Raw genomic sequence first — 14,129 nt, 5'->3', positions numbered from 1 at the left:
GGGAATGTTTAAGAAAAGTAACTTAACAGGTTTAGGTTATGATTTTGTCGATCGCGAATATCTACGTGAGGGAGAAAATGAGTACACCCGACGATTTGAACATCAGCTCAATTCGAATGATTACCGTCATCTTACTTCTGCAGAAATAGCTATTCTCGTTCATAATGGAAACTATTCGCCAAATTGGAAGGATGTACATGTTACAGACCAATTTATTCCCGAACAGATTCAAAATTCGAAATTTTACGGACTCGTTCGCATTGGTAATATGTCTCCGTCGTTTATCGCGTTTCGAGACTTACAGTTACCGATTGGAATATATAATAGCCAGATTATCAGTAGCGATATTGGTAATGATGTTGCTATCCATCACGTTCGTTACTTATCTCATTTTATACTGGGAAATGAAGTGATTCTATCTTCTGTCAATGAAATGGAAACGAGCCCCACTGCCAAATTTGGTAATGGCATCGTAAAGGAAGGCGAATCGGAGAACCAGCGTATCGTTTTAGAATTGTGCAATGAAAATGGTGGACGTTCTGTCGTTCCTTTTGAAGGAATGCAAGCTGCGGATGCTTATCTTTGCACCCGATTTAGAGGAGACGATGTATTGCAACAGCGTTTTTTAGAAATTACCGAAAATCAGTTTAGCGAGAGAAGAGGGTTTTACAGTATGATTGGGAATCGCACTGTAATCAAAAATTCCAATATCATTAAGGATGTGAAAATTGGCAGCCATGCTTATATTAAAGGTGTCAATAAGCTTAAAAATTTAACGATCAATTCAATAGAGGGAGCTTATACACAAATAGGAGAAGGATGTGAACTAGTGAACGGAATAATCGGGTACGGGTGTCGGGTTTTTTATGGTGTCAAAGCTGTACGTTTTATTCTTTCTTCATTTTCGCAATTAAAATATGGAGCACGGCTAATTAACTCTTTCTTGGGCGACAATTCTACTATCTCATGCTGTGAGGTGCTTAATTCTTTGTTGTTCCCTGCTCACGAGCAACATCATAACAATTCTTTCCTTTGTGCTGCGTTGGTGAAGGGACAAAGTAATATGGCGGCGGGCGCAACAGTAGGATCAAACCATAATTCGAGAGGAGCTGATGGAGAGATTATTGCTGGAAGAGGGTTTTGGCCTGGCTTATGCGTCAGCTTAAAGCACAATTCCAGGTTTGCGTCGTATACATTAATTGTAAAAGGCGATTTCTTGCATGAATTAGATATTAGGATGCCATTTTCTCTAGTGAGTCATGATGTAGCTAATGATCAAGTAGTCATCATACCTGGGTATTGGTTCCTTTACAACATGTATGCTTTGATGCGCAATACGAGTAAGTTTTTGAATCGGGATAAACGGCAGTTGAAAAATCAATATTTAGAGTATGATATTTTGGCTCCTGATACGGTAAATGAAATATTCTCGGCGCTCAAGGAATTAGAATCTGCTGTCGGGAAATCTTTGATACAGACATCAGACCAAACCGATCAATTTTGTACGGAAAAAGGGAGAGAACATCTGATAGATCCTTTGGTGCGTCTTCAATATGAAATCGTATTGGATAATGCAGAAGCGTCAAAAAGGAAAGTGCTCGTTGCGAAGGCTAAGGAAAGTTATTCGGTGTATAAGCGGATGATTACTTATTATGCTGGTGTGATGCTTGTGAATTATCTTTCTGAACATTCCATTGAAAAGCTAGAAGAATTGTTGTCAGATTTATCGGATTCAAACCGGGAGGAGTTTGTCAACCTAGGCTCTCAATTGGTATTAAAAAGAGATTTAGATCTTTTACTGAAAGAGATTAAATCCGGTCAATGCAATTCTTGGGATGAAATTCACGAGTGCTATCATAAATTAAGTACGAGCTATCCGCTTGAGAAATTTAAGCATGCTATGATTTCTTATGCGGAATTAGAGAATCTTTCCACGGGTCAGTGGGACAGGAGTTTTATTAATAACCTAATGAAGAAAACACTTGAAACTAAAAAGTGGATCAATAAAGAAATTTTTAAATCGCGATCCAAGGATTATGAAAATCAATTCCGTAAGATGGTGTATGACTCGGAAGAAGAGATGGATAAAGTAGTAGGTAAGCTGAGCGATAATGCATTTATCAATCAACAGGCGGATGAGTTAGCGATGCTCGAAAATCAAATTAAACAGATTAAATTGTAAAGTGAAGGCCGGCATGACTGGCCTGTGCTAATTCACCCAACTAAATAAAAAAATCAACTCAGTTTCTAGGCTAGAAATCGTCGAAAATGATAAATTTGTAGATGCGTTATTAATTTACTTAAAATAAAAACATCAATATGCTCAAGAAATATTTAGGTAGTGGTATAATTCTTTGTCTGTTAACGGTAGGCGTAATCTCATGTAATACGAATTCTTCTAATCAGAAAGAATCCGAAGAAATACATAACCCCGCGGCGCAAACTATACCTGAAGAGTCTAAAGATCTAATTGGAAGATGGGATTTGACCGTAGATAAAAATGGGGATGAGGTTCCCTCTTGGTTAGAGATTAAACTATCTGGTTTTAATACATTGGTAGGAGCTTATGTAGGCGATAGTGGGAGCAACAGACCTATCTCTCATATAGAATTAGTAGATGGTAAGTTTTCTTTTTCCATTCCTCCGCAATGGGAAGGTGGCGAAGGTGATTTTGTGATTGAAGGAAGACTGGACGGAGTAAAGTTAAGAGGTACGGTCACGACAAATAAAGGGGAAAAATACACCTTCACAGGTGATAAAGCGCCATATTTGGTACGTGCAAATGCCCCTGTTTGGGGAGAGCCTATTCACTTGTTTAATGGAGTGGATCTAACGGGTTGGACGGCGTCTACAGATGATAATCAGTGGGTTGTAAAAGAAGGTGTGTTGACGAATCTCCAAGCAGGAGCAAATTTAATAACAACGCAAAAGTTTGACGATTTCAAGTTAAATGTAGAGTTTCGTTATCCGGAAGGAAGTAATTCGGGCATTTACCTTCGCGGAAGATACGAAGTACAAATTGAAGATTCACCAAAAGATAAACATCCCGGATCGCTTTACTTCGGCGGTGTTTATGGATTTCTTGCACCCAATGAAATGACTACGTTGGGCCCTAACGAGTGGCAGACTTACGAAATAACATTGATTGGAAGATTGGTGACGATCGTATCAAATGGAAAAACTATTATCAGCAACCAAGAGATACCCGGTATTACAGGAGGTGCGTTAGATAGTAGGGAAGGGGAACCAGGCCCTATCTATTTACAGGGAGACCACGGACCTATCGAATTCCGTAAAATAAGTATTACACCAGCGCAGTAATTTTACTGTTTCGTCAGAAATTAAATATTTCCAGTTGTTGCGCTAATATGTCAAGGGCAATAATTGGAAATAAAAAAGTGCGCGTAGAGCGTATATCGACATTGGATTAAATGTATTGATCTATAATCCAATATGAACGACAACAATGTCTTCATTTTGGTACGAAGGGTGGTACGATGCTATGGCTCCTGAATTTTTATAAAATTCCAATTCTTTGTATACTTCTTTGCGAAGAATACCCTTTCCCTTTCCGTGAATAAATCGGATTTCAGTGTATTCCCAGTAGATAGCGGCGTCTAGTACTTCCCGTAACAATTCTACGGATTCTGCTAGTAATTCGTCTGCATCATAGTCTTCCCAATCTGCTAAAAAGGTGTCAGCATGTAAATCGACAATTTTAGAAGGTCTTCGTAATTCTCTCGCCATTTTACAAAATTACACGTTCTGTCTACAGTAATATCGGTTTATCGGGATTGTTTTGAATGTAGGCTAATTTGTGCTGAAACATCGTCGCCATTTTTTTTGCTCGCCATTTAGCTTCTTCTGTTTTGGTTCCTGAAAAAAGCCCGTCTATCGTGTTGTTGAAGAGATCAAGCCATCGGTTAAAATGTACTTCACCAATAGGTAAGTGAGCATGTGGAGGAAAGGGGCGGCCATCATACGTGTATTCTTCCAACAAAATAGTTTGCCAAAATCGGTACATTTTATCGAGATGCTGTGGCCAACGATCCTGAATATTTTGCTTAAAAATAATACCAAGCATATCATCGTTTCGAATGTTCGTGTAAAATGTGTCAACGAGCATTTTGATGTCATCTAAGCGTTCAATATCTTTCATAGCCCTCGCAATTAGTAAATGTAAATATCGGAAATAATAAGCCGTCCTCTGTCAATTGAATGTTTTAATTTAGGCTGAAAGAAATCTGGAGAGTTATTGGATTAGAATAACCCTCCTTATCTCATATTTCTAATAATTGTACTTCTCAACAGATTTTATCTGATTATTTCCTTCGGTGAAAACCAATGTTGGTTGATAAGTTTCCGCCTCCTCTGGGGACATATTGATAAAGGATAAGATATGTACTGTATCGCCTACGCTAGCATGCAGTGCTGCGCCGCCATTCATGCATACTTCTCCGCTTCCTCGCGTGCCTGGGATCACATATGTCATAATTCGACTTCCCGATACAGCATTGTTAATATACACTTGTTCATACTTTTTAATGCCTGCGGCATCGAGTAGATCTGCATCTATTGTAATAGAGCCATTATATGTAACATTTGCCTCAGTGACTTTTACGGTGTGGATTTTAGCTTTTAATAATGTTAATTCCATTTTATGTAATTTTTATATTGCTTTGTTTTTTGCTGTTTGTTCGGTAATATACAGTGATTTGAAAAGATAGATGTTGTTATCCTGCAAAACATTGTAATAGTCATATTTAAAGTGAAAAGTAAATGTATAGGCTTTCTCTAAATCGATCTGCTGGTTGCAAATAACAGGCACTTTATAGTCCACTTCTCCGGAGTGGTGATATCGGACCACTTCATATGTATCTTCGTCGCGTTTCAGATCTAGCCATACCCCTTCGCCAATTCCTCCTAGCCATGTCGCACTCTGCGGAATGTGTAATGGTCTATCGGGTTCATCCATTAACCCAGGCCTTGAATCGTCTTTGATCTTTAGGGCTCTCTTGGTATATAAGCTATCTTTTAGAAGGTCTACCTGAAATAGTAACGATTCCTTACGGCTCATTGTTATCGGGGTTAACGTACCCTTGTGATATACAAATATTTTGTCGTTTTTATTAGCGTTGACAACATTGCTTGTGGGGCTGGCTTTCAAACACTCTGGATACAAGATAGATTTAATACGTAGGTCGCGCCGGTTCATGCCTTTTGTTAATATTTGTGCGACATACCGTGAGCAGCTGTTGTTTTGGGGTGCTAAAGCACCATATAATAACGGCCCTTCGTTTACTAGATCATCTGCATACGATCGTGCATTTTTAAAGTTTATGCCTTGTGCAACACTGCAGTACAGTCTTCCGCCTCCATGTGTGTGTTTTTCGTTTTTTGAAAGCTCATATAAAATTTCTTCCAAATTTTGGAGATTATTCTTCGCATCCCATCGCGCCTTGGTATGTACGGCTAAGCGGGGATCGAATTCGGATGAGCGTGCTCTTCCATAACCGCGTGGAGTGATGTAGCGCCCGAAGTCATAATAGTGAATATTGCCACTATGTCTTTCTATTAAGAGAATTGCAGCATGTCCGACTTTGAAATTCAAGTTTTTAACAATACCGATCTTCTTAAAAAATCCCATCCAAGCTTCGTCACCTCGAGCTGTTTGATCAGGCCAAGAGAGAGGAATAGCTATGTCTTCAAATAGGTTCATGCAACGTAGTTATTAAATAACTTTAGATTTTTCATTTACTATTTCATTTTTCGAATAAAGCTTTGACATGTATCGGCTACCATGATCTGGGAATAATACAACTATTATGTCGGTTTGTTTGAAAGCTAAACTATTGATATGTGCCTCGAGCATCGCCACTAGCGCAGCACTGGAGAATCCAATTAAAAATCCGGTCGCATTTTTATATTCCTGTGCAGCAGACTTGCTATCCGCTATACCGATTTGAAAAATTTTATCTACACAATTGATATCTAGCGATCCAGGGATGAATGTTCTGCCTATTCCTTCTATAGGTTCAAATTTTTCGTATTCCGTTGGTAATGTTCGGTACGTTAGGAAATGGGATAAAATGGATCCAGTAGGCTCTAATCCCCATATATTGATATTTTTGTTTTTCTCTTTCAAGAATCTCCCTACCCCCGATATGGTTCCTCCGGTTCCGATTCCAGCAATAAAATGCGTCACTTCACCTTTCATTTGTTGCCAGATCTCTGGGCCAGTGGTTTTGTAATGGGCTTTTATATTTGAGGAATTATAGTACTGGTTTGTAAAATAACAGTTACTATTGTTGGCGGCGTAGGATTGAGCTCTAAACTGAGTGGAATAAAAATCATGTAAACCATTGGAATTTTCACAGATTTCTACAGCAGCACCCACAGATTTTAATATTTCTACTTTTTCGGAAGAACAGGATTTTGAAACGAAAATTTTGGATGCATATCCCATTTCTCTTGCGATCATGGCTAGACCGTACCCCGTATTACCACTACTTGCTTCTACAAAGGTGCCTCCAGGTTCTATTTTTCCCTTGCGAATAGCCTCTTCTATCATGAAAAGTGCAGGTCTGTCCTTTGAGGACATGCCTGGATTATGGAATTCTTCTTTAATGAATATGTTTGTATTATACTTTGAAGACAGGTAGTCGCATCTCCGGATAGGTGTGTTGCCTATAAAATCACTTGTCAAAATATCTTTTCTCCTTTTTTTATTTTGTCTTAATATTTAACGCAAAAACTCTATTAATCGTCTATCGTTATGCGAATTGTTTGTATGAGCTGTCCTAATATAACCATCTGAACCCGTTTTTGTTTAATAACACTTAAAGATAACCGTAGACAGAGGAAGAGATTCGTATCTGAATGCCAGCGTATGTTTTGTAGTGGACGGTCACATTTGAAGTGTTATTCCGATTTTATCATTTGAAGAGCCATCTTTCTAGCTTCTGCTATTTTATTTCCTTTTATTAAATTGATATAAGGTCTAAGCGTTGTAAATGTGTCAGAAGTGGGGTGCACTTCTTCTAGATAAGTATACGCATTGACGAAGTATTCTTCCGCTTTATTTTCGTAATTTATGGCGGGTGTATTGTTCATTCCCACAGTTAAAAACAATAAGTAAGATTTATATTTCTCAAGAGCCTTGGATCGAATAGCTGGATTGGTAACAGATTGGCTGAAATCCTCCCACCATACTGTACGTTGAACAAATGTTTCGAACGGAATAATAATGGCACCGTCGGCAGCAAAGCCTTCGATATTTTCTTTCGCCAACTGTCTTAAGTATATTTCCATAGTCGGCGAAGCGTATCGGTAAAAATTTTGTTCTATGTATGCCGGACTAGATTTTATATAATACATACCTTCAGACTGTTCTATTCTAAATCCATTCTGATTTATTTGCTTGTGAAAAGCGCTCAACTCGTTCGGTATTTTTTTGTTGTTATACTCTACATCGACCAGTGACGAGTAGTCTTCGCGTTCGTCTATTATTTTTTCATTTCCATTCAACTCCACTTTCTCTTGATAGGCTAGGAATTTTAATATAGCCTCGTCATTTTGCACACTATCGTCTTTTGAGAAAATTTCGGTGAATTTATTCGTGGCTTTTGTCATACTATTGATATCAGTCGTATCCAATGCAAGTAGATAATCCTCATACTGATCCACTTTGGTTAATGTATATTCTTCTGTGGTAGAGGGGGTATCTAAATATTCAGAATTTGCGCTGCTCTTATTCTTGTTGTCATTTTGGCAGGAAGCGAATGCAAGTAGTGCTGTTGCGATAATTATAGTAGTATTAAACTTCATAACATATTTAAAAAGATGCAATATCTACTAATATACGTAAAATTTTAAGAAACACTGGTTTTAAGAAACAGTATTTCGCCAGGTGTAATGTGTACGCAATTTTGGAAATATGGTAATCCGCTCACCAATCTCCTTATGTAAAGATCTTTATTTCAAAATATCTTTCAAAAAATCAGCGAGTTGTGATTTATGTTTAATATTCATACTGATAATTAAAAAAAGCTTCTTATATTTGCATCACTTTAAAGGAGATACCTTTTCGGGGTGTAGCGTAGCCCGGTATCGCGCCACATTTGGGATGTGGAGGTCGTAGGTTCGAATCCTGCCACCCCGACAAAAAAAAAGTCTGACGAAAGTCGGACTTTTTTGTTTGTGGCAGAATGAGAACCGAGGTTCGATTCGCAGGAGGCTTTAGGGTGTCTCGTCCTGAAAAAACTTTACAGATTTCGTGTACCCAAAAAAAGCTTACAAAGATTTAATGGTTCTCTATCCAGAAATATCTTTTTTTACATCAGCTATTTGGAAAAAAATTGGGTTGTTGATAAAGAACCTTTGGAAATTGATTTAAATACAAGACTGCAAAAATTAGATATCAGAAATTCATAGAAGACAATACACACCTTCAAAACAGACTGAAACAACATCAAATATCATCCTATTTAGGAATTACTCCAACGCAATTAAGTAGAAAAAAAAGACTTGCTTAAATAATTCTATTCTCTCAACATATGTATACGTTTTAAGAAAATAGACAGGGTAACTTTGGCTAAATTAATTTTAAACATATATAAAATGAGAAATTTAATAATTCTTCTGGTTGTTTTAAGTATAGCTAATCACTCTTTCTCGCAGAAAGTAGATACTTTAAACGTATATAGCCCTTCAATGCAGAAAAATATTAAAACGTTAGTAATAAGCCCTGATCAAAATATCAGAAAGAATATTCCTAGTGTATATATTTTGCACGGATATAGTGGCTATCCTGAAAGAACAATAAAAGAGGACATTCCTTCATTACTTCATTTAAGCCAGGAAATGCAAACTTTATTTATTTTACCTGATGGAAATTATGACAGTTGGTATATTGACAGTGAAACAACCAGCTCAAAATATGAAACTTTTATTGCAAATGAACTCGTTTCCTATATAGACAAGTGTTATATCACGGATACGTCAAAAACTGCAATTATGGGATGGAGTATGGGTGGACACGGCGCGTTATATATTGGAGCAAGACACCAAACTGTTTTCGAAGCTATTGGTAGTATTTGTGGTGCTATAGACTTTACGAATTATGGAAAAGAGTATGGCGTGCAAAAATTACTGGGCGAAAACAATGAGTCTTGGGCAAATTATACTGCCGATTCTCAAATAAACCACCTAAAAAATTCAAAACAAAAAATTCTCATCAGCTGCGGAATAACCGATTTTCTTATTAAGCAGAATAGAGAACTTCATCAAAAACTTATGGAGCTCAGTATTTCGCATATTTATGAAGAACGTTCTGGCGAGCATAATGCAGAATATTGGTCTAAAGCTGCAAATACACACCTATTTCATATAAGTAACTTCTTTAATGGAGATGGATAAAATAGCAGGAGTCTTAATGGTAGCCGTTGGTCAAAGGCTTATCTTTTAAAGATAAGCCGATTTTTTGTATTATTCCACCACTTTTATTCGCCTATTTTTTTCAGCGGTTTCCGTTCCCCATTGGGCAATAGCTTTGAGCAAAGGAATGAGCGTTGTGCCAAATTCTGTTAGCTCATATTCTACTTTTAACGGTGGTTTGCTCGTGTGAACGGTACGTGTAACTAAACCGTCTTCTTCTAGTTCTTTTAACTGTAAGCTTAATGTTCGCTCTGTAATAACTTTACATTGTTTTCTTAGTTCACTGTATCGTTTTTTTTCGATTAAATGAATAAGAATTACCGCTTTCCATTTACCTCCTATATACTTCATCGTGAGGCTTGTGCTGCAAGGGTATTGCTTGTCGTCTATACTATACATCTGTTACTATCAATTTTGACCGTTATTGCAAAGATAAAGTACTATACTTAGTTTTGCAACAGTAAAAAGTATAGTGTACTTTTAAAAAGTAGAAAATATGAATTTTTTAGATCTTGCAAAACGCAGATATGCAACCAAAAAGTATGACCCAATTAAAAAGATTTCGGCAGAACAGATTGACGAACTGAAGGAAATAATCCGATTAAGTCCATCTTCTATCAACAGCCAGCCGTGGAAATTTACATTTGTTACAGCAGAAGATGTGAAAAGGGAATTAGCTTCCCAATCCTATATGAATGAACAATCGATTAACGATGTCGATCTTTTAGTTGTGTTCAGTGTAATGGAAGATGTTGAATATTTTGAGAAACGCAATATTTCTATTCTTCCGGAGGGATGGATAACAGGATTTTATGAACCAATGGTAAAATCGAATGGCGATGCTGCGGTAAAATCGTGGATGGAGCATCAGGTTTATCTTTCCTTGGGCTACTTTTTGAGTGCCTGCATAAGTATAGGACTTGATGCTACGCCAATGGAGGGCATCAACCGTGATGCCTATAGACAGATATTAGCACAAGAGGGATATGTCCCATTATTTGCAGTTACTGTAGGCTATGCTGATTTAAGTGATTGGATGCACCCGACTGTTTTTCCAAAATCCCGTTTTGAATTGGATGAGGTTGTGCAGTCCATTTAAAATTATTCTTAAGATTAAGTGGCCAGTCGAATGACGAGCCACTTATTTTTTTTGTAGCCTGTATTATACTCGTATTTGATTATCCCAATTCCAACAACTTTTTTATCAGTTTTTTGACGTGTTGCCTTGCGTTGGCTCTTATTTCATCTTCAGTATAGCCTGCTGCTAACGAAGTGCCATAAAAATAAATCGGGTCAATGTAGTTCATTTGGATATGGTAAGCTGTCTGCTCTAGGTGCTTGCAAAATTCATGCACACGAAAATGCTGAAAACCTAATGCCGTATAGCTGTTTTGGGATGAACCAACCGTAAAACTTGCTAAAAAATTCTTGCCTTTAAGCTTATCTCCTTTGGAGCCATAGGCAAATTGATATTCCAACACTACATCAAACCAATGCTTTAAAATGGCAGGCATACTGTACCAATAAAATGGATATTGGAAAACGATAGTCTTATGTCGCAACAATGCTTCCTGTTCTGCTTTTACATCAACCTTGTAATCAGGATATAATTCGTGAATGTCCCTCATTTCAATATCAATATTGCTGTTCCTTAATTCTTCGACAATTGTTTTGTTCGCAAAAGATTTATCAAACTTCGGGTGTGCTAAAATTACTAATGACATACTATAATTATTTTAGTTACAAAAGTATTTTTAGTAAATTGCATCTGCAATAACTATCAAAATAGAGAGGTTAAAAAAGTATAAAATGAAGACAGAGTGCATTGGAGATTATGTGAAACTTAAAGGGAAGATTTATCCCTGTACCGTAAGTCTTACGATGGATTTGGTGGGCGGAAAATGGAAAGCAGTTATTCTTTACCATTTAAAGGAAGAGCCGAAGAGATACAATGAGCTTCGCAAGGAAATGCCAGCCATTACTGAAATGACGTTGAGCCTACAACTAAAGCAATTAGAAAAAGACGGCTTGATACTTAGAAAAGTATATGGTATCAAACCGCCTGTTAAAGTTATTTATAGTCTAACCGATTTTGGAAAAAGTCTTGTTCCTGTTTTAGAAGCTATTACAAAATGGGGCAATCAGGTTGTGAACGACAACGGTGAGTTTATAAAAGCTTTATAGCCATTAGGCTTGTAATATTAGTAGCAAATTAAAATAGATTTTATGGTGTCTCAATTAGTGCTTGGTATTATTATTATTATTATCCTGCCTGTTATCGGGATAGGGCCTATCTATTGGATAAGCCGTAGAAAATTTACAGGCATGATGCTATAGGATCAGAAGGCTTTTCCTTATATATGAGAAGTCGGTTGCTATTCAACTTATCGAAAAGGTTGGTAAATGGTTAACTTATACACTTAATTGTTTTCGGATTATTGTCACTGTGGGTTATGTTCCCGGGAGGAAAAAAGAAAAGCAACAGCAAGAAGTAAAGACGCAACAGCCTGCATAACATAGATAATCATTAAAAAATAGGATACAAAGAAATGCCCCTTTGCACCAACCTCTTGGCTTTCAGCCTAGAAATCGAAGAGCCATCACCGAATTTAGCACTCCTAAAACTCCTTGTCAACTACTGCTTTTTCAAGTCTTTACTTGCCGTTTTGATAAATTTACCCTTGTCCTTTTTAACCTCTTTCAGCGTTGCTTTTATGTCGGCAGGCACGTCATAATACTTTTCGGCCCACAAATTTATTTCGATCATTAAAGGTAGTAAATCAATTCCTTTTTGTGTCAGTCTGTATAAAACTTTCGCTTTACTGTCTGGATGGTTTAATTTTGTAATAATTCCATTTTCCTCAAGTGTTTGTAACCGCGAAGCTAAAATGTTGGTCGCAATTTTTTCGTCTGATTTTAAAAAATCGCCATAGGTACATTGTTTTGCAAACATTAAATCTCTCACAATTAACAACGACCACTTGTCGCCCCAAATCTCAAGGGAACAACTAACGGGACAATCCGACCTCTTTTTACTATCTGCCATAAAATATTTTTTAAATCACTTGCAAAATGAAAGTTGTTTTATATCTTTGCACTTGCAAATTGCAAGCAAAAATACAAAAATTTTTAAAACAAAAAAATGAAAACAACAGGGAATACAATTTTTATCAGTGGAGGAAGTGCAGGAATAGGTCTTGCAATTGCCAAAAAATTTAGCGCATCAGATAATAAGGTTATCATTAACGGACGTAGTGAGGAACGACTTGAAAAAGCACTTGCAGAGCTTTCAAATGCAGTTGCCATTCAAGGCGACTTATCGATAGAGGCAGATAGAATTCGCATTGCGGAAGATTTGAAAGTTAATCATCCAGAGGTAAATATGATTGTCAATAATGCAGGTGCAGCATTTGGATATTTACTGAGCGAAACTACCAACGCACACGAAAAAGCTGCCATTGAGATGAATACGAATTATTTGGCTATCATTCATTTTACTGAATTGATGTTGCCTCACCTATTGCAAAAAGAAGATGCTGCAGTCGCTAATGTTTCTTCTATCGCAGTCTTTGGCAGCCACAAGTTTTTACCTACCTATGGAGCAACAAAAGCGGCACTTCACGCATATACAATGGCTTTGAGAATTACATACGAAGAAGCTAAAAACATACAGGTGTACGAAATTTACCCACCATTGGTGAATACAGAATTTTCAGCAGAAATAGGTGGAGCAAACGGCATTCCACCGGCAGAAGTAGCAGACGAGTTTTTCATTGCTCTTGAAAACAATCAGTTCGATGTGCCCGTGGGTGAAACGAAAAAGTATGCCACAGCAATTGCAGAAGCAATGTCAAAAATTTCATGAATTTATTATCATTCATTCCGGAAGATAAAATCATCATAAAAACCTAAGTAATGGATTTAAAAAATAAAACGATTTTGATTACCGGAGGAGGTTCCGGTATCGGGCTTGAAGCTACCAGACAGTTTCTGCAGAAAGGTGCAAAGGTAATCATCACAGGAAGGGATAAAAGCAAATTAGAAGATGCTAAAAAGCTCTACCCAGCACTTATCGCTATACAAAGTGATGCTTCAAAGGAAGAAGATGCAAACGATTTGTACAAAGAAGTAGAAGCCTTAGGCGGCATAGATATTTTGTATCATAATGCAGGTGTTGGCGTACCACCTTTAAATTTAGGTGTACCCAACAACAATCACTTAAAAGGTGCCATTTATGAAATGGAAGTTAATTACTTTGGTGTGATACGATTGAACAATCTTTTTATGGATATGCTAAAAGACAGAAAAGAAGCCGCTATAATCCATACCACATCAATTCTTAGTATCGTTCCGTCTGCCATAGAAGCAACTTATTCGTCTTCTAAAACGGCATTGGCTTTTTATGTGCAGTCATTGCGCAAACACTTGCAGATCATTAACAGTAAGCTTAAGATTTTTGAACTGCTACCACCATTAGTAGATACAGATATGGTTGCTAATAGAGATGATAAGAAAATAAGTCCTTCACAATTAATAAGTGGTCTGATTAATGGTTTAGAAAACAATAAATATACTGTTAGAATTGGTGATAGCAAGGTAATTTATTTATTGAACCGTTTGCTTCCAAAAGTAGCCTTTGGTTTGATTAACTCAAAGAAAAATAACAAAAAATTGTTAGTCAATTAATTATATTC

General features: G+C 37.0%; 16 protein-coding genes and 1 tRNA gene. 8 read left to right on the top strand and 9 right to left on the bottom strand.

From position 1 onward, the window contains the following. Window positions 1-4: 4 nt before the first annotated feature. Together FAZ19_RS20980 and FAZ19_RS20975 are read left to right on the top strand one after the other, a co-directional pair. Window positions 5-2,182, top strand: a complete 2,178-nt coding sequence (locus FAZ19_RS20980) for a DUF4954 family protein (protein ID WP_229707653.1) — start codon at window positions 5-7, stop codon at window positions 2,180-2,182. Between the two features lie 137 nt (window positions 2,183-2,319). After that, window positions 2,320-3,321 (top strand): 3-keto-disaccharide hydrolase, encoded by a 1,002-nt coding sequence (locus tag FAZ19_RS20975; protein ID WP_136822720.1) that lies wholly within the window; start codon window positions 2,320-2,322, stop codon window positions 3,319-3,321. Between the two features lie 120 nt (window positions 3,322-3,441). Here FAZ19_RS20975 and FAZ19_RS20970 read toward each other — a convergent pair whose 3' ends face one another. The 6 genes from FAZ19_RS20970 to FAZ19_RS20945 all read right to left on the bottom strand — a co-directional run bounded on the left by FAZ19_RS20970 (window position 3,442) and on the right by FAZ19_RS20945 (window position 7,827). Next, entirely contained in the window at window positions 3,442-3,747 is a 306-nt protein-coding gene (locus FAZ19_RS20970; protein WP_136822719.1) for a Smr/MutS family protein, read from the bottom strand. 22 nt (window positions 3,748-3,769) lie between these two features. Then, window positions 3,770-4,159 carry a group III truncated hemoglobin gene (locus tag FAZ19_RS20965; protein ID WP_136822718.1) on the bottom strand — a complete coding sequence of 130 codons (390 nt, stop codon included), beginning with the start codon at window positions 4,157-4,159 and terminating at the stop codon, window positions 3,770-3,772. 129 nt (window positions 4,160-4,288) lie between these two features. Then, on the bottom strand, window positions 4,289-4,657 hold the full coding sequence (panD, locus tag FAZ19_RS20960) for an aspartate 1-decarboxylase (RefSeq protein WP_136822717.1): 369 nt from the start codon (window positions 4,655-4,657) through the stop codon (window positions 4,289-4,291). A gap of 12 nt (window positions 4,658-4,669) precedes the next feature. Then, complete coding sequence (locus FAZ19_RS20955) at window positions 4,670-5,719, bottom strand: DUF6695 family protein (RefSeq protein WP_136822716.1); 1,050 nt, start codon at window positions 5,717-5,719, stop codon at window positions 4,670-4,672. 12 nt (window positions 5,720-5,731) lie between these two features. Continuing rightward, on the bottom strand, window positions 5,732-6,706 hold the full coding sequence (locus FAZ19_RS20950) for a PLP-dependent cysteine synthase family protein (RefSeq protein ID WP_169305730.1): 975 nt from the start codon (window positions 6,704-6,706) through the stop codon (window positions 5,732-5,734). A 215-nt stretch (window positions 6,707-6,921) separates the two neighbouring features. Beyond that, window positions 6,922-7,827 carry a hypothetical protein gene (locus FAZ19_RS20945; protein WP_136822714.1) on the bottom strand — a complete coding sequence of 302 codons (906 nt, stop codon included), beginning with the start codon at window positions 7,825-7,827 and terminating at the stop codon, window positions 6,922-6,924. Between the two features lie 260 nt (window positions 7,828-8,087). Here FAZ19_RS20945 and FAZ19_RS20940 point away from each other — a divergent pair. Beyond that, window positions 8,088-8,161: transfer RNA gene (locus tag FAZ19_RS20940), tRNA-Pro, on the top strand. 458 nt (window positions 8,162-8,619) lie between these two features. Further along, window positions 8,620-9,417 carry an alpha/beta hydrolase gene (locus FAZ19_RS20935; protein WP_136822713.1) on the top strand — a complete coding sequence of 266 codons (798 nt, stop codon included), beginning with the start codon at window positions 8,620-8,622 and terminating at the stop codon, window positions 9,415-9,417. Window positions 9,418-9,486: 69 nt separating this feature from the next. Here FAZ19_RS20935 and FAZ19_RS20930 read toward each other — a convergent pair whose 3' ends face one another. Beyond that, window positions 9,487-9,834, bottom strand: a complete 348-nt coding sequence (locus FAZ19_RS20930) for a winged helix-turn-helix transcriptional regulator (protein ID WP_136822712.1) — start codon at window positions 9,832-9,834, stop codon at window positions 9,487-9,489. Window positions 9,835-9,931: 97 nt separating this feature from the next. Between FAZ19_RS20930 and FAZ19_RS20925 the strand changes: the two genes are divergently transcribed. Continuing rightward, complete coding sequence (locus FAZ19_RS20925; protein WP_136822711.1) at window positions 9,932-10,534, top strand: NAD(P)H-dependent oxidoreductase; 603 nt, start codon at window positions 9,932-9,934, stop codon at window positions 10,532-10,534. Window positions 10,535-10,613: 79 nt separating this feature from the next. Here FAZ19_RS20925 and FAZ19_RS20920 read toward each other — a convergent pair whose 3' ends face one another. After that, complete coding sequence (locus tag FAZ19_RS20920; protein ID WP_136822710.1) at window positions 10,614-11,159, bottom strand: NAD(P)H-dependent oxidoreductase; 546 nt, start codon at window positions 11,157-11,159, stop codon at window positions 10,614-10,616. Window positions 11,160-11,244: 85 nt separating this feature from the next. On the opposite strand from FAZ19_RS20920, the gene FAZ19_RS20915 reads away from it, so the two are divergent. Then, window positions 11,245-11,619: a winged helix-turn-helix transcriptional regulator gene (locus FAZ19_RS20915; protein ID WP_136822709.1), complete on the top strand. Its 375-nt coding sequence runs from the start codon at window positions 11,245-11,247 to the stop codon at window positions 11,617-11,619. 451 nt (window positions 11,620-12,070) lie between these two features. Here the strand turns inward: FAZ19_RS20915 and FAZ19_RS20905 are convergent, their stop codons facing one another. Further along, the gene (locus FAZ19_RS20905) at window positions 12,071-12,481 is read right to left on the bottom strand and encodes a winged helix-turn-helix transcriptional regulator (protein ID WP_136822708.1); all 411 of its coding nucleotides are present in this window, start codon (window positions 12,479-12,481) and stop codon (window positions 12,071-12,073) included. A 96-nt stretch (window positions 12,482-12,577) separates the two neighbouring features. On the opposite strand from FAZ19_RS20905, the gene FAZ19_RS20900 reads away from it, so the two are divergent. Together FAZ19_RS20900 and FAZ19_RS20895 are read left to right on the top strand one after the other, a co-directional pair. Continuing rightward, on the top strand, window positions 12,578-13,300 hold the full coding sequence (locus FAZ19_RS20900) for an SDR family oxidoreductase (RefSeq protein WP_136822707.1): 723 nt from the start codon (window positions 12,578-12,580) through the stop codon (window positions 13,298-13,300). A gap of 50 nt (window positions 13,301-13,350) precedes the next feature. Further along, window positions 13,351-14,121: an SDR family oxidoreductase gene (locus FAZ19_RS20895; protein ID WP_136822706.1), complete on the top strand. Its 771-nt coding sequence runs from the start codon at window positions 13,351-13,353 to the stop codon at window positions 14,119-14,121. Window positions 14,122-14,129 lie beyond the last annotated feature (8 nt).

Source organism: Sphingobacterium alkalisoli, from assembly GCF_005049105.1.
GTDB classification, from domain to species: domain Bacteria; phylum Bacteroidota; class Bacteroidia; order Sphingobacteriales; family Sphingobacteriaceae; genus Sphingobacterium; species Sphingobacterium alkalisoli.
The sequence above is the reverse complement of the archived record's forward strand: the minus strand, read 5'-3'. Positions and strand labels throughout refer to the sequence as shown.

Coding starts and splice junctions, on each gene's coding strand:
- FAZ19_RS20935 (WP_136822713.1), top strand. CDS start 8,620: ATGAGAAATTTAATAATTCTTCTGGTTGTTTTAAGTATAGCTAATCAC.
- FAZ19_RS20955 (WP_136822716.1), bottom strand. CDS start 5,719: ATGAACCTATTTGAAGACATAGCTATTCCTCTCTCTTGGCCTGATCAA.
- FAZ19_RS20925 (WP_136822711.1), top strand. CDS start 9,932: ATGAATTTTTTAGATCTTGCAAAACGCAGATATGCAACCAAAAAGTAT.
- FAZ19_RS20965 (WP_136822718.1), bottom strand. CDS start 4,159: ATGAAAGATATTGAACGCTTAGATGACATCAAAATGCTCGTTGACACA.
- FAZ19_RS20980 (WP_229707653.1), top strand. CDS start 5: ATGTTTAAGAAAAGTAACTTAACAGGTTTAGGTTATGATTTTGTCGAT.
- FAZ19_RS20895 (WP_136822706.1), top strand. CDS start 13,351: ATGGATTTAAAAAATAAAACGATTTTGATTACCGGAGGAGGTTCCGGT.
- panD (WP_136822717.1), bottom strand. CDS start 4,657: ATGGAATTAACATTATTAAAAGCTAAAATCCACACCGTAAAAGTCACT.
- FAZ19_RS20920 (WP_136822710.1), bottom strand. CDS start 11,159: ATGTCATTAGTAATTTTAGCACACCCGAAGTTTGATAAATCTTTTGCG.
- FAZ19_RS20945 (WP_136822714.1), bottom strand. CDS start 7,827: ATGAAGTTTAATACTACTATAATTATCGCAACAGCACTACTTGCATTC.
- FAZ19_RS20930 (WP_136822712.1), bottom strand. CDS start 9,834: ATGTATAGTATAGACGACAAGCAATACCCTTGCAGCACAAGCCTCACG.
- FAZ19_RS20970 (WP_136822719.1), bottom strand. CDS start 3,747: ATGGCGAGAGAATTACGAAGACCTTCTAAAATTGTCGATTTACATGCT.
- FAZ19_RS20900 (WP_136822707.1), top strand. CDS start 12,578: ATGAAAACAACAGGGAATACAATTTTTATCAGTGGAGGAAGTGCAGGA.
- FAZ19_RS20915 (WP_136822709.1), top strand. CDS start 11,245: ATGAAGACAGAGTGCATTGGAGATTATGTGAAACTTAAAGGGAAGATT.
- FAZ19_RS20975 (WP_136822720.1), top strand. CDS start 2,320: ATGCTCAAGAAATATTTAGGTAGTGGTATAATTCTTTGTCTGTTAACG.
- FAZ19_RS20905 (WP_136822708.1), bottom strand. CDS start 12,481: ATGGCAGATAGTAAAAAGAGGTCGGATTGTCCCGTTAGTTGTTCCCTT.